The 21,304-nt window shown below is 55.0% G+C and carries 23 protein-coding genes; 14 read left to right on the forward strand and 9 right to left on the reverse strand.

Annotated features, from left to right (window positions below; translation table 11 throughout):
- The first annotated feature begins 1 nt into the window (after window position 1).
- From rfaC to ACKWMY_RS15625, 4 genes are read left to right on the forward strand one after another with little or no spacing between them, the layout of a single operon-like run.
- Complete coding sequence (gene rfaC / locus ACKWMY_RS15610) at window positions 2–967, forward strand: lipopolysaccharide heptosyltransferase RfaC (RefSeq protein WP_409486577.1); 966 nt, start codon at window positions 2–4, stop codon at window positions 965–967.
- Window positions 964–2,127 (forward strand): glycosyltransferase, encoded by a 1,164-nt coding sequence (locus ACKWMY_RS15615; RefSeq protein ID WP_074029853.1) that lies wholly within the window; start codon window positions 964–966, stop codon window positions 2,125–2,127. The genes rfaC and ACKWMY_RS15615 overlap by 4 nt, the downstream gene beginning before the upstream one ends.
- Before the next feature lie 28 nt (window positions 2,128–2,155).
- Entirely contained in the window at window positions 2,156–3,388 is a 1,233-nt protein-coding gene (locus tag ACKWMY_RS15620) for an O-antigen ligase family protein (RefSeq protein ID WP_409486578.1), read from the forward strand.
- Window positions 3,385–4,374: a glycosyltransferase gene (locus ACKWMY_RS15625; RefSeq protein ID WP_098929422.1), complete on the forward strand. Its 990-nt coding sequence runs from the start codon at window positions 3,385–3,387 to the stop codon at window positions 4,372–4,374. The genes ACKWMY_RS15620 and ACKWMY_RS15625 overlap by 4 nt, the downstream gene beginning before the upstream one ends.
- A 16-nt stretch (window positions 4,375–4,390) precedes the next feature.
- Here the strand turns inward: ACKWMY_RS15625 and ACKWMY_RS15630 are convergent, their stop codons facing one another.
- Window positions 4,391–5,485, reverse strand: coding sequence for a glycosyltransferase family 9 protein (locus ACKWMY_RS15630; protein ID WP_253083054.1), 1,095 nt, complete (start codon window positions 5,483–5,485; stop codon window positions 4,391–4,393).
- 1 nt (window position 5,486) lies between these two features.
- Window positions 5,487–6,443, reverse strand: coding sequence for a polysaccharide deacetylase family protein (locus ACKWMY_RS15635; RefSeq protein ID WP_065683743.1), 957 nt, complete (start codon window positions 6,441–6,443; stop codon window positions 5,487–5,489).
- A gap of 215 nt (window positions 6,444–6,658) precedes the next feature.
- Between ACKWMY_RS15635 and rfaQ the strand changes: the two genes are divergently transcribed.
- The 3 genes from rfaQ to ACKWMY_RS15650 are packed head-to-tail and all read left to right on the forward strand — an operon-like array spanning window position 6,659 to window position 9,963.
- Window positions 6,659–7,738 (forward strand): putative lipopolysaccharide heptosyltransferase III, encoded by a 1,080-nt coding sequence (gene rfaQ, locus ACKWMY_RS15640; protein WP_409486579.1) that lies wholly within the window; start codon window positions 6,659–6,661, stop codon window positions 7,736–7,738.
- The gene (locus tag ACKWMY_RS15645; protein ID WP_409486580.1) at window positions 7,735–8,862 is read left to right on the forward strand and encodes a glycosyltransferase family 4 protein; all 1,128 of its coding nucleotides are present in this window, start codon (window positions 7,735–7,737) and stop codon (window positions 8,860–8,862) included. Before rfaQ ends, ACKWMY_RS15645 begins: the two co-directional genes overlap by 4 nt.
- A 3-nt stretch (window positions 8,863–8,865) precedes the next feature.
- Entirely contained in the window at window positions 8,866–9,963 is a 1,098-nt protein-coding gene (locus ACKWMY_RS15650) for a glycosyltransferase (RefSeq protein WP_186529171.1), read from the forward strand.
- 32 nt (window positions 9,964–9,995) lie between these two features.
- Here ACKWMY_RS15650 and ACKWMY_RS15655 read toward each other — a convergent pair whose 3' ends face one another.
- Window positions 9,996–11,009 (reverse strand): glycosyltransferase family 9 protein, encoded by a 1,014-nt coding sequence (locus ACKWMY_RS15655; RefSeq protein WP_173408503.1) that lies wholly within the window; start codon window positions 11,007–11,009, stop codon window positions 9,996–9,998.
- 123 nt (window positions 11,010–11,132) lie between these two features.
- Between ACKWMY_RS15655 and waaA the strand changes: the two genes are divergently transcribed.
- Genes waaA through coaD form a run of 3 tightly spaced genes read left to right on the forward strand, consistent with a single transcriptional unit; the run spans window position 11,133 to window position 13,673 of the window.
- Window positions 11,133–12,410, forward strand: coding sequence for a lipid IV(A) 3-deoxy-D-manno-octulosonic acid transferase (waaA, locus tag ACKWMY_RS15660; RefSeq protein WP_253083052.1), 1,278 nt, complete (start codon window positions 11,133–11,135; stop codon window positions 12,408–12,410).
- Complete coding sequence (locus ACKWMY_RS15665) at window positions 12,411–13,184, forward strand: glycosyltransferase family 2 protein (protein WP_409486581.1); 774 nt, start codon at window positions 12,411–12,413, stop codon at window positions 13,182–13,184.
- 3 nt (window positions 13,185–13,187) lie between these two features.
- A complete protein-coding gene (coaD, locus tag ACKWMY_RS15670; RefSeq protein WP_098929413.1) occupies window positions 13,188–13,673 on the forward strand; it encodes a pantetheine-phosphate adenylyltransferase in 486 nt (161 codons plus the stop codon).
- Here coaD and mutM read toward each other — a convergent pair whose 3' ends face one another.
- The 4 genes from mutM to radC all read right to left on the reverse strand — a co-directional run bounded on the left by mutM (window position 13,674) and on the right by radC (window position 15,927).
- A complete protein-coding gene (gene mutM / locus ACKWMY_RS15675) occupies window positions 13,674–14,483 on the reverse strand; it encodes a bifunctional DNA-formamidopyrimidine glycosylase/DNA-(apurinic or apyrimidinic site) lyase (protein WP_074029828.1) in 810 nt (269 codons plus the stop codon).
- Between the two features lie 79 nt (window positions 14,484–14,562).
- The gene (gene rpmG / locus ACKWMY_RS15680) at window positions 14,563–14,730 is read right to left on the reverse strand and encodes a 50S ribosomal protein L33 (protein ID WP_004392084.1); all 168 of its coding nucleotides are present in this window, start codon (window positions 14,728–14,730) and stop codon (window positions 14,563–14,565) included.
- Window positions 14,731–14,741: 11 nt separating this feature from the next.
- The gene (gene rpmB, locus ACKWMY_RS15685) at window positions 14,742–14,978 is read right to left on the reverse strand and encodes a 50S ribosomal protein L28 (protein ID WP_004931195.1); all 237 of its coding nucleotides are present in this window, start codon (window positions 14,976–14,978) and stop codon (window positions 14,742–14,744) included.
- A gap of 265 nt (window positions 14,979–15,243) precedes the next feature.
- Window positions 15,244–15,927, reverse strand: coding sequence for a RadC family protein (radC, locus tag ACKWMY_RS15690; RefSeq protein WP_024527869.1), 684 nt, complete (start codon window positions 15,925–15,927; stop codon window positions 15,244–15,246).
- A gap of 183 nt (window positions 15,928–16,110) precedes the next feature.
- On the opposite strand from radC, the gene coaBC reads away from it, so the two are divergent.
- From coaBC to slmA, 3 genes are all read left to right on the forward strand, one after another.
- Complete coding sequence (gene coaBC, locus ACKWMY_RS15695; protein WP_409486582.1) at window positions 16,111–17,328, forward strand: bifunctional phosphopantothenoylcysteine decarboxylase/phosphopantothenate--cysteine ligase CoaBC; 1,218 nt, start codon at window positions 16,111–16,113, stop codon at window positions 17,326–17,328.
- Window positions 17,306–17,764 (forward strand): dUTP diphosphatase, encoded by a 459-nt coding sequence (dut, locus tag ACKWMY_RS15700; RefSeq protein WP_039996197.1) that lies wholly within the window; start codon window positions 17,306–17,308, stop codon window positions 17,762–17,764. Before coaBC ends, dut begins: the two co-directional genes overlap by 23 nt.
- A gap of 256 nt (window positions 17,765–18,020) precedes the next feature.
- Window positions 18,021–18,617: a nucleoid occlusion factor SlmA gene (gene slmA, locus ACKWMY_RS15705; RefSeq protein WP_021181838.1), complete on the forward strand. Its 597-nt coding sequence runs from the start codon at window positions 18,021–18,023 to the stop codon at window positions 18,615–18,617.
- Between the two features lie 48 nt (window positions 18,618–18,665).
- Here slmA and pyrE read toward each other — a convergent pair whose 3' ends face one another.
- Both pyrE and rph read right to left on the reverse strand, forming a co-directional pair.
- Window positions 18,666–19,307, reverse strand: a complete 642-nt coding sequence (gene pyrE / locus ACKWMY_RS15710) for an orotate phosphoribosyltransferase (protein WP_024482926.1) — start codon at window positions 19,305–19,307, stop codon at window positions 18,666–18,668.
- Between the two features lie 92 nt (window positions 19,308–19,399).
- Window positions 19,400–20,116, reverse strand: a complete 717-nt coding sequence (gene rph / locus ACKWMY_RS15715; protein WP_024482927.1) for a ribonuclease PH — start codon at window positions 20,114–20,116, stop codon at window positions 19,400–19,402.
- Window positions 20,117–20,242: 126 nt separating this feature from the next.
- Between rph and ACKWMY_RS15720 the strand changes: the two genes are divergently transcribed.
- Window positions 20,243–21,106, forward strand: a complete 864-nt coding sequence (locus ACKWMY_RS15720) for a YicC/YloC family endoribonuclease (RefSeq protein WP_021181835.1) — start codon at window positions 20,243–20,245, stop codon at window positions 21,104–21,106.
- The last annotated feature ends 198 nt before the right edge of the window (window positions 21,107–21,304 follow it).

A 21,304-nucleotide genomic window follows, 5' to 3' on the forward strand; every position in this document is an offset into this window, starting at 1 on the left:
CATGCAGGTGCTGATCGTAAAGACCTCTTCGATGGGGGATGTACTCCATACGCTGCCGGCCTTGACCGACGCGATGCAGGCCATCCCCGGTATCCGCTTCGATTGGGTGGTGGAAGAGGGGTTCAGCCAGATCCCTACCTGGCATCCGGCGGTGGATCGCGTGATCCCGGTAGCCATTCGCCGCTGGCGTAAAAACTGGTTCGGCAGTGAAGCGCGCCAGCAGCGCTGCGATTTCAAGCGCCAGGTACAGGAGCGCAACTATGACATCGTGATCGATGCACAGGGCCTGATCAAGAGCGCGGCGTTGGTGACGCGCATCGCGCACGGCAGCAAACACGGTCTGGACTGCAAAAGCGTCCGTGAGCCTTTTGCCAGTTGGTTCTATAATCATCGCCATGAGGTCGACAAGCAGCAACATGCGGTGGAACGCATTCGCGAGCTGTTCGCCAAGAGCCTGGGGTATGCAAAGCCGCAGAGCACGGGTGATTACGCCATTGCCGCTCGGTTTCTCAGCTCCCCTCCTACCGATGCCGGGCAATATCTGGTGTTCCTGCACGCCACTACGCGGGATGAAAAACACTGGCCGGAGGCAAACTGGCGCGAACTGATCGCACTGATCGCTCCGAGCGGAATAAACATCAAGCTACCTTGGGGGGCTGAGCACGAACGCCAACGCGCTTTACGGCTGGCAGAAGGGTTTGAACACGTTGAAGTGTTGCCCAAGCTCAGTCTGCAACAGGTTGCCGAAGTGCTGGCTGGGGCCAAAGCCGTGGTGTCGGTAGATACCGGGCTCAGCCACCTGACCGCCGCGCTGGATCGCCCGAATATCACCCTGTTCGGCCCGACCGATCCGGGGCTGATTGGCGGTTACGGGCAGAATCAGCACTCACTGATTTCGCCGGAAAAAAGCATGGCCACCCTCACCGCCGACGCCGTTTGGGCAGAACTGCAAAAGGTTATTGAATGAAAAAGCTGCATATTATCAATTTAGGCAAGATGGGCGGGGTTGAGCGCCTGTTCCTGCAGTATATCAATGATACCCACGACGGCAGTAACCAGGTGATTTGCGTCAGCGGTGAAGTTGGCGAAGAGATCCGCCAACAGATGCCGAACCAGCAGGTCACCTTCGCCAATCGGCTGTTCAATTCATTCCCTTTGCGTTGCCCACAGTTTCTGCGCAAATACCTGCTGCAAAGAAAAATCGAGCGGGCAAACGCCGACGTAATTATCGTGTGGGATCTGATCCCAGGACTGGCAGCCAAGCCCAAGCGTGGCAAACTGGTTTATTACGATCATGGCTGCTCTTGGCGCTACGCCAAAAACCACAAGACGTTGCGCTTCTTCGCCATGCTGGACGGCGTGATTTCCGCCTCCCATGCCTCAAAACGGGTGATGGAGCTACGTTTTCATCTGCCTTGCCCGAACCCGGTGGTGATCAACCGTATCAAAACGCCTACCGGGATCAGTGAGACGCCAAAATCATTGGCACAGCCGATCAGGATTGGGACCGCCTCGCGCCTGGTGAGCCTGAAAGGCATCAGCGTTTCTTTGCTGATGATGCAGGAGCTGCTGCGCCGTGGGCACGACGTTTATCTGGAAATTGCGGGCAAAGGCCCGGATCGGGCAGCGTTTGAAGCCCTGGCAGCCAAACTGCAGCTCGGTGATCGAGTCGTCTTCAGCGGCTTTCAGGATAACGTGGCAGATTTCTTCAACCGTACACAAATCTATATCAGCACGCCGATCACCGAACCCTTCGGCTTATCCTGCATGGAGTCGCTCTATTTTGGCGTACCGGTGATCTTCCCCATGGTAGACGGCCAGCCGGAAGCGGTGAAAGATGGCTACTGCGGCATTGGCTTGACGCCGACGGTGTCCATTGAAGAGCACCAGCGGTTAACCGGCATCAAGGTCGATTTCCCGCATGAGGTTTACGATCCCCTCTCCGACAGCCTGGTCACACCGAAGCTGTTGTCGCATATCGATTGCGCGGATGCGGTAGAGAAACTGCTGGTGGCGGAAACCTATAACCAGATGAGCCAGAATGCCCGGCACTACCCCGCTCAACATTTCAGCTATGCTCTGTTCAAAACAGAATTCGACGACACGCTGCAATCCTTTATTGCCTAACCGTAATGTGAGCCGGAAACCTTACTCCATGTTTAAAGAAACAGCCCCACACGCCATTTTCAGTTACCTGATCTATCTGGGATGCGCTATTGCCTTTTGTACCATTCCTTTCGGCTTCGACACGGGGCGTAACCTGTTTTATGTCTCCAGCTATATCTCCTTTATTGCCGTTTGCCTGCACTTAAGGTATTTCCTGAAAAACAAAAGAAACCTGATCCTGCCGCTGCTGTTTTTCTGCGTGGGCATGGGGACGATTTTCTGGATGAACCATTTCAAACAGCCCGGCGAATACATCAATATTTATCGCTCGTATATGTCGACCGGCAAACTGCAGATTGCTACAGCGTTTATTTTGCTGATCGCGCTGAATGAGCGCCTTTGCATGCAGCGCGCCTTTATTGTCGTGGCGCTGGCTTGCGGCTTGGCCGTCAATGGCTATGCGCTTTATCAGGGCCTGCGCTTAGATATCTCGCGCGTGGAGCTTAACTTCGACCGGGCCACCGTTGTTGCCTACCTGATGACCGCCATCAGCCTGGTCATGATGAAGGCAATACTGATGCTGCGGACCAAGTATCGCATCCCGCTGTACGTGGTTGGCTTCTTGCTCACCTTCTCCACCCTGATCCTCACCGGAACGCGGGCGGCCATACTGGTGTACCCCGTTGCCATCTGCCTGTCGCTGTTGGCAACCAAAGATCTGGTGACCCGCAAGCATAAGATCCAGCTAGTCGCCTCGGTACCTGTATTGCTATTAGTCTGCGGCTTCGCCTTTAAGTCACAGATCGAACAGCGCGTTGCCGATTTCAAAACCAATCTGCAAATGATCGACCAGCCCGAAGTGGATAACTCGATTATTTCTCGCCTGACGATGCAGGTCATCGCCATACGCACTGGCTCGCTTGCACCATTGGGGCAATCTGCCGAACAGCGTGGGGAAGAGATCCGCGCCATCGTTGCGCAGGAGCCACGGCTGTACGGGGTAACGCCTTACATCAACGTGCATCTGCATAACGAACTGCTGGAAACCTATTCGCTCAAAGGCCTCTGGGGAAGCTTGTTTTTACTGGCGCTCTACATCGGCCTATTCATCTCCTCATTTAAGCCATATCGCAATGCGCTGTTGTTGGGGGTGACCTTCAGCCTGTTTGTCTACGGGCTTAGCGACGTGATTTTCTTCAGTACCGAAGGCACGGCAGTCTTCTGCCTGGCCATCATCGCCAGCGTGCTGTCGGTGAAAAAGCGTCAGGAACCGTCAGTATGAGTTCGTCACCGCTGCTGCTCAGCTTTATTGTGCCGATTTACAACAATGAAGACTTTGTCATCGCCAGCCTGAGCTCGTTATACGATCAGATCGACGATGATATTGAAGTGGTGATTATCGATGACGGCTCAAGCGATGCGTCTGCGGCCCTGGTGAGCCAGTTCCTGGCTGCCAGACAACATCCGCATAGCAAATTCATTACTCAGGCAAACGGCGGCGTTGCCCACGCCCGTAACGTCGGTTTGCAACACGTCAGCGGACGCTATGTCGCGTTCCTGGACGGCGATGACCTGCTGAGCAGCGACTATCTGGCGCTCCTGCGCCCACTGTTACTCACGGGCAGAGATGACCTGATTGATTTCAACTATCAGAAATTCTCTGGCAGCCCGCCAGCAGTGCCCGCCAATAGCGAGGTACGCTACCGCATCTACGATTTCGAACAGCTCGGCTTAGCCAGTCTGAAGCCGCTGTTTGCCCACTCAATGTGGCACGTCTGGAGCCGGATTTACCGGCGTACGCTGCTGGCTGGAGAAACGTTCGAAAACGGCCGCCGTTATGAAGACGTTATCTTCACACCGTTCCAATATTTCAAAACTCGCCAAATCGCTCATCTCGACCACCCGCTCTACTTATATCGGGATAATGACCGGGGGATCACCCGCAATATTCGGGCGAAAGATAGTGAAGATATGCTGTTTGCCATGCAGAAAATGCTGCGCTTCGTGGACGCTCATCGCGGTGATGAACCACTGCGGCAGTTAGCCGCCCTGATGCTCGCCAACGCTTTCTCAGAGTTAAAGGCCATGTCGAAGGCGGTTTACGGCTATTATCGCTACCCGCCGGAAACCCTGGCGATCCTGCGCCAAACGGCGGCCCTGTGTAGCAACAGCGACGTTCCGCACAAGAAAGTCCGCCAGATGCGTTTCGCGCGCGTGGATAGCTGCCTGTCTAAAATCCGTCGATGGCTGAAGAAACGCACCGGGTGACCGATGCGTTTTTTTCTCAAGGGTTCAGCGGCACGTGGGCCACGATTTCATCAAAAACTCGCTGCGGTTGTATAACACCCACCGGGCCTTCCGCTTCCAATGGCATGGTGTAGCCCGTGCGTGACTGATGAATGATACGGTGCAACTGCTGATCCTGGATAGGCCCGGTTGAGCGCGGATCGGCGGTGACAAACAGGCTGATGGTTTTGGTTTTCAAGGCCACTGCCAGATGGAGCGGCCCGGTATCGCCGGTCACCAGCACATCGAGGCTGCTAATCAGCGTCAGCGCCCCTTGCAGCCCGGTTTTGCCGATCTGGTTATCAACGCAGGCCTGGGTATTGGCATTGATCAGCCGCTGGAACTGTTGGGCTTTTCCTTCCTCCATCGGCGCGCCGATCAGCACGAAGCGCATGTTGTCATAGCGAGCAACCAGCATATCCGCCAGCTTTGCAAAGTGCCCCACCGGCCAGCAACGTGATTCTGTTGATGCACCTAGCTGGAAACCAATGGTACAGAAATCAGGGTTTTTAATGCCTGGCGTATAAGGGGCCGGTATTTCCATGGTCGGATCGTCGCTGCGGCAGCCCAGAATAGAAACCAACTCCAGCTTACGGCGGATAAAGTGGCCGTAATAATGGAATACGTAGTTGGTCAGCCAAGGCTCCAGCCCGCAGATCCCCGAACTGTAGTTATCCCGGATGACATATTTAGCCCCAGCCATAATGGCGCTGATAATGTCATAGGGCAGATGTGAATGCATGATCAGCGCCAAATCAGGCTGATGCTCACGCAACGATTTCAACAGCGGCCCCAGGGTCTTTATTTTGCTATTCCAGTAAACTACGCGATCGTAATAGCGGCCGTTTTCTACCAGTTCCCTATTCTTTTCATGTACCACCAGCGTGATATGCGCCGCCGGGTAGCGTTCGCGCATCGCTCTTAACACCGGGGTATTGAACATGAAATCCCCCAGCGCCGTCGTAGAATAAATCACGATATTCTCGAACTGGAGACGGCTGTCGAAAGTCGCTGGCGGCTGGAAACGGCCGTGCTTTGCCGTATAGCGCCGCAAGAACCAGTCAGCGGCCTTGATTTTCCATTTTTTTGACATGTTAATTCACTTTCAGTTGATAGTATTCAGCCAAGGTCATGCCAACCGTGCGCTGTTGCAACCAGGCAAACAGCTGCTCCAAATCGCGATATAACGCGTCAATATCCTGCTCGGTCTTGAACGTTGGGCTACCTCCCGGCATAAACTCGGAGGAGTGCAGCATAAATTCGACGTAATCGTGCCCCTGCGCCAGAGAGCGTTCGACCACCAGCTTCATCTTGTCCAGATTGTTACCGGAAGGCCGTAGCCAATGCACCGACGGCGAACGCTTTTTACCCCGCAGGCGGTCATAGCCCTGCTTCACCGCATTCATCAACGCCGAATGTTTATACTGAATGCTCATTGGCACTTCCAACAGCGTGGAATTACCGGGTTTGGCGATATTGGCCGGATCGATAAAATAGGCCTGCGAGGGGAAATGACGATAGTCGGTCCCGCCGTTGCCCTGCGGATTGCCAGGCGAATACTGCCAGTTCACTCGCGGGGTGACGGAACAATCGACCTGATAGCCATATTCCAGCAGCAATGAGGCATAAAACTCATTAAACGCCCAGCGCCCGGCACGGTGGCTGAGCATCTTGGTCTGGAAGGTATCTTCCAGCAGCTTGGTCATATGATCGACCTTGGCGCGAATTTGGTCGGCCGGGTATTCGATCAGATAGGGTTTATGCCGCCAGTCATCATCGGTGAGCGGCGTCAGCGGTGGGCTGTTCCAGGCGTGCAGGTGCATGCCCACTTCGCCGGTGCCGCGTGCTATCACGTCGCGGGCAAATTCAACGTACTGTGTATCCACCGCCATTTCATAGTTGGTCAGATAAACCGGCTTGCAGGCATATTTTTCACACAGCGCCTGAAAGCGCGGCAAAAAACGCGTGTTCTCGGTCGAAATGCGGTCGTGGTTTTGCCACAGATTATCGCCTTCGGTATCAATCGTGATAAGAAACGCCGGTTTAGTCATACATTGGGAACCTGATAGTCACAGATTGACATTATGTTACGCAGCCCGATCCCTCAGGGCAAACGACTTTATTGCCTCGTTTGGACAACATTGAGCCGTAATTGTCACCCTACGCCACTATTTTTTTCTGCGCAGGCAAGAAAACCGAGCAACAGTAGCCACATGCAATCGGGTCATTTAGAATCAAAGATTGGTTTCCCTGAAAGCGACTGACTATGAACGACGCGCCAGCCCCTGTTTCTGCCACGCCCATACAGCGTATTCTGATCGTCAAGCTGCGCCATCATGGCGATATGCTGCTGACCACTCCGGTCATCAATACGCTGCGGCAGAACTATCCCGATGCTCAGATCGACATCCTGCTGTACAAAGAAACGCAGGAGATGTTGGCGAGCAACCCGGCGCTGTCGCAAATCTTTGTCATCGATCGCCAGTGGAAAAAACAGGGCAGCAAGGCACACTTGGGCCACGAACTGCATCTGATCCGTCAGTTGCAGGCACAACGCTACGATCTGGTGGTCAACCTGGCCGATCAGTGGCGCAGCGCGTTGATTACTCGCCTCACCGGTGCGCGCATTCGTCTGGGGTTCGATTTCCCCAAGCGCCGTGGTTTTCTGTGGCGCTATTGCCACACTCAGTTGGTGCCGGTAGCCGGGCACGAGCATCTGCACACCGTTGAACAAAACCTCTCTCTGCTGCAACCTCTGGGTTTACCTGAGCAAAATCAGCAGGTCACCATGAGCTACAGCCCACAAGATTGGCAGGCCAGCCACCAGCTTTTGCAACAAAATGGCGTCACCGGAAGCTATATCGTGGTACAACCCACTTCGCGCTGGTTCTTTAAATGCTGGAGCGAAGAAAAAATGGCGGCCACCATCAGCGCATTGCAGGCCGAAGGGCACCAGTTGGTGATCACCTCGGGGCCAGATGCCAAAGAGCAGGACATGGTGGCGCAAATACTGAAACAGTGCCCACAGCAAGGGGTGGTTTCTCTGGCCGGGCAGTTGACCCTGCGTCAGCTGGCGGCGTTGATCGACCATGCCAAACTGTTTATCGGGGTGGACTCTGTCCCCATGCATATGGCGGCGGCATTACAGACGCCCTGCGTAGCGCTGTTCGGGCCATCCAAGCTGGTATTCTGGCGCCCCTGGCAAGTTATCGGTCAGGTCATTTGGGCCGGGGACTACGGCAGCCTGCCGGACCCGGATGCCATCAATACCGGCACCGATGAGCGCTACCTGGACCTTATTCCTACAGACGTGGTGATTGCAGCCGCGCGGAGCACGCTTGCATGAAAGCATTTCGCCTGGCGATTGTCCGCCAAAAATACCGCCCGGACGGCGGGGCAGAACGTTTCGTTTCCCGTGCCCTGGAGGCGCTGGAACAACAAGATCTGGATCTGAACGTCATCACCCGCGAGTGGCAGGGGGACGTCAATCCGAACTGGCACATCCACCTGTGCAACCCGATGAAGTTCGGGCGCATCAGCCGCGAACGCGGCTTTGCCGAAGCAGCTCGGGCCCTGTGGCAGAAAGAGAGCTTCGATCTGGTGCAAAGCCATGAACGCATCCCTGGCTGTGATATCTATCGCGCCGGTGATGGCGTCCATCGCCGCTGGCTGCTGCAACGGGCACGCCTGTTGCCGGAGTGGCGGCGCAAATGGCTGTTCTCCAACCGCTATCACCGCTATGTGATGTGTGCCGAACGCGCCATGTATGCCGCGCCAGAGCTGAAAGCGGTGATTTGCAATGCCGAGATGATCAAACGGGAAATCATCGCCGATTTCGGCGTGCCTGCCGATAAAATCACGGTGATCTACAATGCCATCGACAATCAGAAGTTTTTACCGGCGAATGAGCAACAGCGGCAGCAGTTGCGGGCGCAATATCAGCTGCCACAGCAGGCACACTGCCTGATCTTTGTCGGTTCAGGCTTTGAACGTAAAGGATTGGCAGCCGCAATTCGCGCCTTAGCCGCCACCGACAGCTACCTACTGGTGGTGGGCAAGGATAAAGCTGAAAAGCGTTACCGTTCACTGGCACAAAAGCTGGGTTGTGATGACCGGGTGCGCTTCATGGGCGTGCAGAAACAGACGTTGCCGTTCTATCAGGCCGCCGACGCTCTGTTGTTGCCAACGTTGTACGACCCGTTCCCTAACGTGATATTGGAAGCCATGTCATGCGGGCTTCCGGTGATCACCAGCACCACCTGCGGTGGCGCTGAGTTCATCACTCCTGGGCAAAACGGCTTCGTCTGCGATGCATTGGACGTCAGCGCCCTCACCGAGGCTATCGTTGCACTGCCACGGCAAGCCTTGGGTTCGAGCATGGGAGAGGCGGCGCGGCTGCGTATCATGTCTGCCACGCCCGCACACCTCTCAGAACAGCTCATCTCGTTGTATAACCGACTGCTGGACTAACTTATGCGTATTCTGATGATTATCGACGGCCTGCCGGGCGGCGGAGCAGAAAAGGTGGTACTGACCCTGTGCCAGGGCATGCAGCAGTTGGGGCATGATGTCAGCCTGATCTCATTACGGGACGTCTGCAACTACCCGATCCCCACCGGCATTGATTATCAGGTGCTCAGCGACAACTGTCGATCGCCTTGGCGTAAGCTGACCGAGCTGGCACGCCGCGCCGCGATGTTGGATCGCGCGGTTATCGCCAACGAGCAGCAGCACGGCCGTTACGACCTGGTGTTCTCCAACCTGCATAAGACCGATCGTATCGTCAGCCATAGCAAAGTGCTGGACAGCACTCGGCTGTGGTTCTGCATTCACGGCATTCTGTCCACCTCCTACCTCGGCCACCGTACCGGCCTCGATCGCTGGCTGAAACGCCGCAAGGTCGCGGGCGTCTACCAGCGGCAGAATATCGTTGCCGTCTCGCAGGCGGTGGGCAACGATCTCCAGCAAAATCTGGGGATTACTCCTAACCAGCTGGCGGTGATCAACAACCCGTTCGATATCGCCGCCATCGAACAGCAGGCGGCAGAGCCTTGTGAACTGGCAGGCAAAGACTATCTGGTGCACGTGGGCCGTTTTCATCCACATAAACGCCACGACCGCTTGTTGAAAGCCTACGCACTGTCTGGTATCCAGGCACCTTTGGCACTGGTGGGTGCTGGCAATGAAGCGCAAATCAACGAGACCAAACGCCTTGCCACAGAGTTAAACATTAGCGATCGCGTGCTGTTCCTCGGTTTTCAGGCCAATCCCTATCCCCTGATCAAACACGCCGCGATGCTGGTGCTCAGTTCAGACAGTGAAGGGTTCGGTAACGTGCTGGTTGAAGCCTTGCTGTGCGACACGCCGGTCGTCAGCACCCGCTGCCCTGGCGGGCCTGAGGAAATTCTGGAAAAGGCGGGGTTGACCCGTGCTCTGGCGGAATTAAATGAAGCCTCACTGGCGGAGAAAATGGCAGAGATTTATGCTCAGCCGCCGGTCATTAATCACCAGCAACTGCTGAGTTATGGCCTGGAGCCTATTTGCCAACAGTATCTGGCGTTAAAGAAATAAGTCCAGGCAGGTTTACCCTGCCTGGTTGTTAATTAATTCAAGGCCTGTATTTCTTGCCACACCTCATCGACGGTAACATCGACGCAATCACCCGATTCGGTTTGCAGGATCCGATATTGCCCGCTCCACGGATGCCAAGACTCTTTATCCGTATCGCCAAAGAAGACCACCATGCTTTTATTCAATGCAGCGGCCAGATGCATCTGGCCACCGTCGCTGCACAGCACCCTGTCGCATAACTCGAAACCGGCCAACAGTTCGCGTACCGAGGCCGTTGGGTAAAGTGCTACCCTTTCATTCTGGCAACCAGCCAACAGTTGTTCCGCCCGCTTTTGATCGCCGATATCATCAGGCGTCAGCGTCCCCTGCGGGGACCAGAAGATCAGCACGCCAGTGGTAGGATCGGCAACCAGGCGGTTGATGATTTCTGCATAGCGCTCAATGGGCCACCGCCGTTTCGGGCTGCGGCTGCTGATGTGCACGGCAAACACCCGCTCAACCGGGGGCAGCAGGCTGTGTAAACGTTGCTGCGCTTGCTGCTGTTCTTCCGCAGTGAGGAAGACCTTCACCGGAGGAATGGTAATGGAGCGATCGGTGATGGCAGACAGGTAGCTGAACGTGTGTTCCACCTGATGCTTGCCGTGAAAATCCGCCGCGCGGAAAGGGTGATGAATTTCACTGGTACCAAGATCTGCGCCGATAATATTTTTGACCCCGGCCATTTTTGCCAGACGCAGACTATATTTGCACGGCACCGGATTAGCCAGAATAGCTGCATCAAACTTAATTTTTCTCAGCTGTAAAAATATCATCAGCCGTTCAAAATATACCCCAAGAGTGGTCTCATTCTTGGCCTTGTGTTTGGCCTTCTTATAAACAAACACCTTGGTGAGATGCGGGTTATTTTTCACCACATCCTGGCTGACTTTATTGATAAGCAGATAGAGGTTGGCGTCAGGGTAAGCGGTTTTCACCCCTTCAATCAGCGGGGTAGTGCACACGAGATCGCCAATATTGTCGCGGCGGATAATTAAAATATTCTTCATTACAAACCTATCGGCGACATCTCTCGCCTGTTGTCCCAACCTGACACCGAGCCACCAAGTTAGCGCCTTTCCCTTCCGGTTATGGTACTATTCTGGATAACCCATATAAATGAAATTGATAGAATGCTGCTCCGTTTATATCAGGTACTACTCTACCTTATCCAACCCCTGATCTGGCTCCGCTTACTGCTGCGCAGCCGCAAAGCACCAGCCTACCGTAAACGCTGGGCGGAACGCTATGGTTTCTGCGCCGGGAAAGTAGTATCGGGCGGCATTATGCTGCATTCCGTTTCTGTTGGCGAAACCCTGGCGGCGATCCCTCTGGTTCGCGCCCTGCGCCATCGTTACCCTTACTTGCCGATTACTGTGACCACAATGACGCCAACGGGTTCCGAACGGGTGCAGTCCGCTTTCGGTAAAGATGTGCATCATGTCTACCTGCCTTACGATCTGCCAGGTTCGATGCGCCGTTTCCTCGACCAGGTGGATCCCAAGTTGGTGATCATCATGGAAACCGAGCTGTGGCCCAACCTGATTAACGCTCTGCATCAGCGCCAAATTCCGCTGGTGATTGCCAACGCGCGTCTTTCCGCCCGCTCAGCGGCTGGCTACAAGAAAATCGGCGGTTTTATCCGTGATATCCTGCGCCGCATTACCCTGATCGCTGCGCAAAATCAGGAAGACGGCGAGCGCTTTATCGAACTGGGCCTGAAGCGTTCTCAGCTGACCGTCACCGGCAGCCTGAAGTTCGATATCTCCGTAACGCCAGAGCTGGCGGCCAGAGCCGTTACGCTACGCCGCCAATGGGCACCACGCCGCCCGGTATGGATCGCCACCAGCACTCACGAAGGTGAAGAAACCATTCTGCTGGAAGCCCACCGCCGGTTGCTGGAAAAACACCCCGACCTATTACTTATCCTGGTACCGCGCCACCCAGAACGCTTCCCAACCGCCAAAGAACTGACGCAAAAAGCGGGTTTCAGCTACATCACTCGCAGCAGCGGCGAAATCCCTTCCAGCAGCACGCAGGTCGTGATTGGCGATACCATGGGTGAACTGATGCTGCTGTACGGCATTGCCGATCTGGCCTTCGTCGGTGGCAGCCTGGTTGAGCGCGGGGGGCATAACCCCCTGGAAGCAGCCGCCCATGCCATTCCGGTGCTGATGGGCCCACATACGTTCAACTTCAAAGATATCTGCGCCAAACTCTCCGAAGCGGGCGGGATGATCACCATCAGCGATGTCGATTCCTTGGTGAAAGAGATAGAAACGCTGCTGACCGATGAAGATTATCGCCGCTATTACGGCCGCCACGCGGTTGAAGTGTTGTATCAGAACCAGGGTGCGTTGCAACGCCTGCTGCAGCTGTTGGAGCCACACCTGCCGCCACGGAGCCACTGAATGAGCCACCGTAACAGCCTGTCGGTAGTGATGATCGCCAAAAACGAAGCCGAGTTGCTGAGCGAATGCCTGCAATCGGTCGCCTGGGCTGATGAAATCATCGTGCTCGACTCCGGCAGTAGCGACGGCTCTGTCGCTTTGGCGGAAAGTCTGGGTGCCAAGGTGTTTACCCATACCGACTGGCAAGGCTTCGGCAAGCAGCGGCAGAAGGCACAAAGCTACGCCACTCAGGATTACGTGCTGATGATCGACGCCGACGAGCGCGTCACGCCAGAATTGCGCCACTCCATCGAGCAGGTTTTAGCCAACGCCGACGATAACGTCGTCTACAGCCTGGGGCGCCGTAACCTGTTTCTTGGCCGCTTTATGCGCCACAGCGGCTGGTATCCCGATCGGGTCAACCGGCTGTATGCCAATCAGCGCTATCGCTATAACGACGATCTGGTCCATGAATCCCTCAACACCGGCGGCGCAAAAGTCGTACCGCTGCAAGGCGATCTGCTACACCTGACCTGCCGTGACTTTTTTGCTTTCCAGCGCAAACAGCTGCACTACGCCGAGCAGTGGGCAATCCAACGCCACCAGGCCGGTAAACGCTGCGGTTATCTGTCGATCCTCACCCACACGCTAGGGGCGTTCTGCAAAACCTGGCTGCTGCGGGCCGGTTTCCTCGACGGCAAACAGGGCTTGCTGTTAGCCGTGGTCAACACGCAATATACCTTCAATAAATATGCCGCACTGTGGGCATTGGGCCGCAACTATTCAGAGAAGTGAACCATGAGCAGCAAAGCCATCTACCCAGGTACCTTCGATCCACTGACCAACGGCCATCTGGATCTGGTCACCCGAGCCTCACTGATGTTTGATCACGTGATCCTGGCCATTGCCGCCAGCTCAAGCAAAAAACCGCTGTTTTCGCTGGAAGAACGCGTTGCCCTGGCCACGCAGGTGACCTCTCATCTGGATAACGTCGAGGTGTTGGGGTTCAGCGAGTTGATGGCGCACTTCGCCGCCCATCAGAACGCCAATATTCTGATACGCGGCCTGCGGGCGGTGTCCGACTTTGAATATGAATTGCAGCTGGCGAACATGAACCGCCATCTGATGCCAACGTTGGAAAGCGTGTTTCTGATGCCTTCCGAGCAGTGGTCATTTATCTCTTCTTCCTTGGTGAAGGAAGTGGCACGTCATGGCGGCGACATCGCACCGTTCTTGCCGGATGTCGTCACCAAAGCGTTGATGGAAAAGCTCGCCGCGCAGTAATCAGTGCTGGCAGCGGCGGCAGAAGAAGGTGCTGCGCTGCCCGTGTTTGGCGCTCTCGATCGGTGTGCCACAGGCGCGGCAGGGTTCACCTGCCCGGCCATAGACCTGCAGTTCCTGCGCAAAATACCCCGGCTTACCATCCGACTGCAGGAAGTCACGCAGCGTTGTTCCCCCTTGTTCAATTGAACGCAGCAGCACCGCCTTGATGGTTTCGGCCAGCAGATCCGCCTGAGCCTCGGTCAAGGATCCAGCCTGACGATCCGGCAGGATCCCGGCGGTAAACAGCGATTCGCTGGCATAGATATTCCCCACGCCAACCACCAGCTTGTTATCCATCAACCAAGGCTTGATCAGCGTGCGCTTGTTACGGGATTTTTCGTACAGGTAGGTACCATTGAACTCTTCACCCAGCGGTTCCGGGCCAAGATGAGCCAATACGTTGCTGGCGGCCAGATCGTCACACCACAGCCAGGCACCAAAGCGGCGCGGGTCGGTGTAGCGCAGGATAAAACCGTTGCTCATCACTAGATCGACGTGGTCATGCTTACCTGGCTCGGTTTCCTCTGCCAGCATACGTAAGCTGCCAGACATCCCCAGATGTACGATAATCCAGCCATGGTCCAACTCGATCAGCAAATATTTGGCACGGCGCTGTACGCTGCGTACCGGCCGATCGCTCAGCGCCAGGATCTGCTCGGAGACCGGCCAACGCAGGCGAGCGTTACGCACCACCGCGTACTGGATGTTGTGGCCAACAAGATAAGGCTCAATACCGCGGCGGCTGGTTTCGACTTCTGGTAATTCAGGCATGACTGGCTCCCTCTCCGTTTGCTACCCCTATAAAATGAAAAAACCCGGCCTAGGCCGGGTTTTCATTAATCCACTAAAATTATTTAATTTTAGCTTCTTTGTAGATCACGTGTTGACGGACAACTGGATCGAATTTCTTCAGTTCCAATTTTTCCGGCTTAGTACGCTTGTTCTTCGTGGTGGTATAGAAGTGACCAGTACCAGCAGAAGAAACCAGCTTGATCTTCTCGCGAACACCTTTAGCCATGATGCAGTTCCTTAATACTTCTCACCACGGGCACGCAGATCGGCCAAGACCGTCTCAATACCCTTCTTATCGATAACACGCATACCTTTAGCAGATACACGCAGAGTTACAAAGCGCTTCTCAGCCTCAACCCAAAAACGGTGTGAGTGCAGGTTAGGCAGAAAACGGCGTTTGGTCGCGTTCATTGCGTGGGAACGGTTGTTACCGCTCACCGGGCGCTTGCCAGTAACTTGGCAGACTCGTGACATGTCTTATTCTCCAAAAATCAAATCAGCTCGAGCTTCGTATAGGGTATGGCCGCCTCGTCAGGCTTTTAGAGCCCATCTCAGCAAACTTCATACTGAGGAGACTCTCGTCATCAGGTCAGAAACCTCACATCAGGTTGGAAACCTGCTGAGATAGGCTCTTAACGCCAAACCCAAGATTCTCAAAGGTGGCGTAGTATACGCTCTGAAGCGTAAGTGCTCAAGTCCCGAACAGCTAAAGATCCCTCAAGGATCGCGAAAAAGTTGCTTATAGCCATCCGCGCTCGGCAAAAGAGACGCATTCACCCCGGCCTATCACCAAATGATCGAGCACTCGGATCTCCAATAATCGGCAAGCATTAACCACTTGCTCGGTTATCAAACGGTCGGCGTGACTGGGTTCAGCCTTACCCGAAGGGTGATTATGCGCCAGAATGAGGGCTGCTGCATTAGCCTTCAACGCCGCACGCACAATTTCTCTTGGGTGGACAACGACGCTGTTGATGGTACCAGCAAACATCTCCTGATGGCGAATAACCCGGTGCTGATTGTCTAAAAACAACACTAAAAACACCTCTCGCTCATGGTGAGCCAGCAAACTGTGCAGGTAATGCTGGGTAATTTTCGGGTTCAGCAGCGCGTTTTCCAACAAATGGGGGCCGGAAAACAGCCGGAAGGCTAATTCGGAAATTGCCTGCAGCTGCGCATAGGTGGCAATCCCCAACCCTTTCTGACTATGAAATTGTTCGTAGTCCGCCGAAACCAGGTGATACAGCGAACCAAAGTGCGTCAGCAACTGTTCGGCCCGCTGTGAGACGTGAACCCCAGGTAGCCCAGTTCGCAAGAAAATTGCCAACAGCTCCCTATCGGAGAGCGCCGCTGCGCCATCACGCATCAATTTTTCCCTGGGTGCCAAAGCCCCAGGCCATAACGACATATCCTGATTGCTCATTGCCACCTCCCTGCCTGCTACAGCAGCATGTCACGGGGAATTTCATCGTGCGACAGGTGATTGATAATATTGCGAAGTGTTACGAAAACCCGCATGTAACTGGCTGCATACACAGCAGAATCGCTCCACCTGGCGGCGGTTATGCTAAAATGTTCGCCTCTTTCGGATTTCAATCGGACAATCATGATGACGGGACTTTCCGGCAAACATATTGTGCTTGGCATCAGTGGCGGTATTGCCGCTTACAAATGCCCTGAGCTGGTGCGCCGCCTGCGCGACAGAGGCGCCGAGGTAAGAGTGGTGATGACCAGCGCTGCCAAAGCCTTCATTACCCCACTGACGCTGCAGGCCGTTTCCGGCTATCCGGTTTTCGACGATCTGCTGGATCCCGCAGCAGAAGCCGCCATGGGCCATATAGAATTGGGCAAATGGGCCGATCTGGTGATCCTGGCCCCGGCCACCGCCGATCTGCTGGCCCGCGTTGCCGCCGGCATGGCCAACGATTTGCTGACCACGGTCTGCCTGGCTACCGATGCCCCGATCGCGGCAGCACCGGCCATGAACCAACAGATGTACCGCGCTGCCGCTACTCAGGCCAATCTACAGACCCTACAAGGGCGTGGTGTGCTGCTGTGGGGGCCAGACAGCGGGAGCCAGGCCTGTGGTGATATCGGGCCTGGCCGCATGCTGGATCCGTTGGCGATAGTGGAACTGGCTAACGCTCATTTCTCTGCGCCGCAGGATCTGCAACATTTAAAGATTATGATCACCGCGGGCCCCACCCGTGAGGCACTGGATCCGGTGCGTTTCGTCAGCAACCACAGCTCCGGCAAGATGGGTTTTGCTATCGCCAAGGCCGCCGCCGCTCGCGGTGCGCAAGTCACGTTGGTCGCCGGGCCGGTCAGCCTGCCTACACCGTCTTGGGTAACCCGTGTGGATGTCGTCAGCGCGCTGGAAATGGAGCAAGCGGTACAACAGTACGCCGCGCAGCAGAACATCTTTATCTCCTGCGCCGCCGTGGCAGATTACCGGGCAGAACAGATTGCCGATGAGAAAATCAAAAAGCAGGGTGATGAAATCATCCTCAAGATGATCAAGAATCCGGATATTGTCGCGGGCGTTGCCGCAATGAGCAAAAATCGTCCCTTTGTCGTCGGGTTTGCGGCTGAAACCCAGAATGTGGAAGAATATGCGCGACAAAAACTACTGCGTAAAAAACTGGATTTAATCTGCGCTAACGATGTATCGCTTGCAGAGCACGGTTTTAACAGTGATACCAATGCCCTGCATCTTTTTTGGCAGGATGGAGACAAGCGCCTGCCGCATAGCGACAAGGCACTCCTTGGCCAACGTTTACTAGACGAGATAGTCAGCCGTTATGATGAAAAAAATCGACGTTAAGATCCTTGACCCACGTATCGGTCAAGATTTCCCATTGCCAACCTATGCCACCCCAGGCTCTGCCGGGCTTGATCTGCGCGCCTGTCTGGACAGCGCGGTTGAGTTGGCACCAGGCGAAACCACCCTGCTGCCTACCGGCCTGGCTATCCACATCGCCGATACCGGTCTTGCTGCAGTGATCCTGCCGCGCTCCGGTCTAGGCCATAAACACGGCGTAGTGCTGGGTAACCTGGTTGGCCTGATCGATTCCGATTATCAGGGCCAGCTGATGGTGTCCGTATGGAACCGTGGCCAGAAATCCTTCACTATCGAGCCGGGTGAACGCATCGCGCAGATGGTATTTGTGCCGGTAGTGCAAGCCGAGTTTAATCTGGTGGAAGAGTTCGATAGCAGCGAACGGGGTACCGGTGGTTTTGGCCACTCTGGCCGCCAATAGATCGCACCCATAACAAGATGATCTACAGGGATGGCGCCTGTAACCGCGCCGCATGCAATGCGGCACGGTTGGTTTGGCAATTGAGAGTAACGCACGGAGAATAAGGGTCTGCAAGACCGTTAACCATTACACCGTACAACAGCGATCTTATAAGCCGCACAGAGTTTACTCTGCAACGGCCGGTGCGCGGGTTTTCGCAAATCTATACCCGAAGAGATTGAGGGGATAAGCCGTTTTAGCAAGGGTCTAATCAAACATGGCAGAAAAAGAAAATACCAAAAGGAATCGGCGTGAGGAGATATTGCAGGCGTTAGCCCAGATGCTGGAATCCAGCGACGGCAGCCAGCGCATTACCACAGCCAAGCTTGCCGCAAACGTTGGTGTCTCTGAGGCTGCCCTTTATCGGCATTTCCCCAGCAAGACGCGGATGTTTGATAGCCTGATCGAGTTTATTGAAGATAGCCTGATAACGCGCATCAACCTGATCTTGCAGGATGAAAAAGAGACGTTCAACCGCCTACGCCTGATTGTGCTGTTGGTTCTGGGGTTTGCAGAACGCAATCCAGGCCTGACCAGGATCATGACCGGCCACGCGCTGATGTTTGAGCAAGATCGCCTTCAGGGCAGGATCAACCAGTTGTTCGAGCGTATTGAAGCGCAACTGCGTCAGGTATTGAAGGAACGTAAACTCCGGGAAGGGAAGGGCTTTATCGTCGATGAAACCTTGCTGGCGAGCCAGATACTGGCCTTCTGTGAGGGGATGTTGTCGCGCTATATTCGCTCTGAATTCCGCTACCGCCCAACGCAGGATTTCGATGCACGCTGGCCGCTGCTAGCAGCGCAACTGCAGTAACAAATATCGCCGGGTTCAACCCGGCGCTATTATTTTAAACTCCGTATTTTAAACTCCGTACTGCTCGCGATAGGCCCGCACTGCCACCAGGCTTTCGGCCATTTCCGGCTGCTCTTCCAGATAAGCAATCAGCTCCTTGAGCGTAATAATCGAGATCACTTTGCAGTGATAATCACGCTCCACTTCCTGGATCGCAGAAATGTCGGCACGGCCACGCTCCTGACGATCGAGAGAAATCAGCACACCAGCCAGGCTGGCGTTATGGGCACTGATAATTTCCATCGATTCGCGGATGGCCGTCCCGGCGGTGATCACGTCATCCACCAGCATCACGCGGCCCTGCAACGGGCTGCCTACCAGCGTGCCGCCTTCGCCATGTTCCTTGGCTTCCTTACGGTTGAAGCAATAAGGCACATCGAGATTGTGATGTTCTGCCAATGCCACTGCGGTGGTGGTCGCGATCGGAATACCTTTGTAGGCTGGGCCAAACAGCAGATCGAATTCGATGCCGGAATCCACCAGCGCTTCGGCATAAAAACGCCCTAACAGCGCCAGATCACGCCCGGTATTAAACAGGCCGGCATTGAAGAAATAGGGGCTGGTACGGCCGGATTTCAGGGTGAACTCGCCGAATTTCAATACCTGCTTGCGGAGCGCAAACTCGATAAACTGGCGCTGGTAGGCTTTCATTACTGCTTCTCCTAATTTGGTCGGTAACTTTAGTTCTATTGCAGCCCGATTTCCGGGCATAAAAAAGGCGACTGCTTGGTCGCCTTTAAAAATCAGTCTGCCAGCGCCGCTTTCTGCGCCTGGAAGATGGTTTCGATGCCCCCTCGGGCCAGCGCCAGTAGCGCCAATAGCTCATCGTGGCTGAACGGCTCACCCTCGGCGGTGCCTTGCACCTCGATCATGCGGCCATCCTCCATCATCACCACGTTCATATCGGTTTCTGCGGCGGAATCTTCCACATACTCCAGATCGCACAGCGCTTCGCCGCCAACGATACCGACAGAAACTGCGGCCACCATCCCTTTCATCGGGTTGGCTTTCAGTTTACCGGCCGCAACCAGCGCATTCAGCGCATCGGCCAGTGCCACACAGGCTCCGGAGATAGAAGCGGTACGGGTACCGCCATCGGCTTGCAGCACATCGCAGTCCAGAGTGATGGTGAACTCACCGAGCTTTTTCAGATCCACCGCGGCACGCAGTGAACGAGCGATCAGACGCTGGATCTCCAACGTACGGCCACCCTGCTTGCCTTTGGCCGCTTCTCGGGCATTACGGCTGTGGGTCGAACGCGGCAACATGCCGTATTCTGCGGTGATCCACCCTTGCCCTTGGCCTTTCAAAAAGCGCGGAACGCCCTCTTCTACCGTGGCGGTGCACAAAACTTTGGTATCGCCAAACTCAACCAGCACTGAACCTTCAGCGTGTTTCGTGTAGTGACGGGTCAGTGTCAGGGGGCGAACTTGTTGTGGTGCTCTGCCTGCAGGACGCATGGGCTCTCTCCGGCTTCTTATTAACGTTTGGCTGCGCATTATACGGGCTTCGTGACGTTATGCCTATCCTGCCCGCAGGTGCAACGCTATAATCGTTCCATCTTTTCCTATTTACGGGTACGCACAATGATCCGCAGCATGACCGCCTACGCCCGGCGTGAAATCAAGGGTGAATGGGGCAGCGCAGCTTGGGAGCTGCGTTCCGTTAACCAACGCTATTTAGAAACCTACATCCGCTTGCCTGAGCAGTTCCGCAGCCTTGAGCCAGTGATCCGCGAGCGTATCCGTGGCCGCCTGACGCGTGGCAAAGTGGAGTGCAACCTGCGCTTTGAGCTCGACCCAAGCGCACAAAGCTCGATGATCCTGAACGAAAAACTGGCCAAGCAGCTGGTTGAAGCCGCCAACTGGGTCAAAATGCAGAGCGACGAAGGGGAAATCGATCCAATCGACGTCCTGCGCTGGCCGGGCGTGATGTCCGCTCAGGAACAGGATCTGGACCTCATCAGCAACGAACTGATGCAGGCGCTGGAAGGCGCACTGGATGATTTCATCGTGGCACGCGAAAGCGAAGGCACCGCGCTGAAAGCTCTGATCGAGCAACGCCTCGACGGCGTGAGCGCCGAAGTGATCAAAGTACGCGCCCAGATGCCTAATATCCTGCAATGGCAGCGCGAACGTTTGGTCAGCAAGCTGGAAGAAGCCCAGGTGCAGTTGGAAAACACTCGCCTGGAGCAGGAGCTGGTGCTGATGGCACAGCGTATCGACGTCGCCGAAGAGCTGGACCGCCTGGAAGCGCACGTCAAAGAGACGCACAACATCCTGAAGAAGAAAGAAGCCGTTGGCCGTCGCCTCGACTTTATGATGCAGGAATTCAACCGCGAATCGAATACGCTGGCGTCCAAGTCGATCAATGCCGAAGTGACTACCTCAGCGATTGAGCTGAAGGTGTTGATTGAGCAGATGCGCGAGCAGATTCAGAATATCGAGTAAATTCCTTCAAAGTCTACTGAGATATATAAGCCCATGTTACATGGGCTTTTTTATTAAAATCAAAGTCTACTCAAGACCACTGAGATCAATCAAAAACCACTAATAAGTGGGGAGTAAAAGGGAGAGCATTTTTTCTTTACTAGTCTGATCTGGCAGATTATAACCATATACCCCCCACAACGATTTTTCATCAGGATA

Source organism: Serratia sp. J2, assembly GCF_046269175.1.
GTDB lineage: Bacteria > Pseudomonadota > Gammaproteobacteria > Enterobacterales > Enterobacteriaceae > Chania > Chania fonticola_C.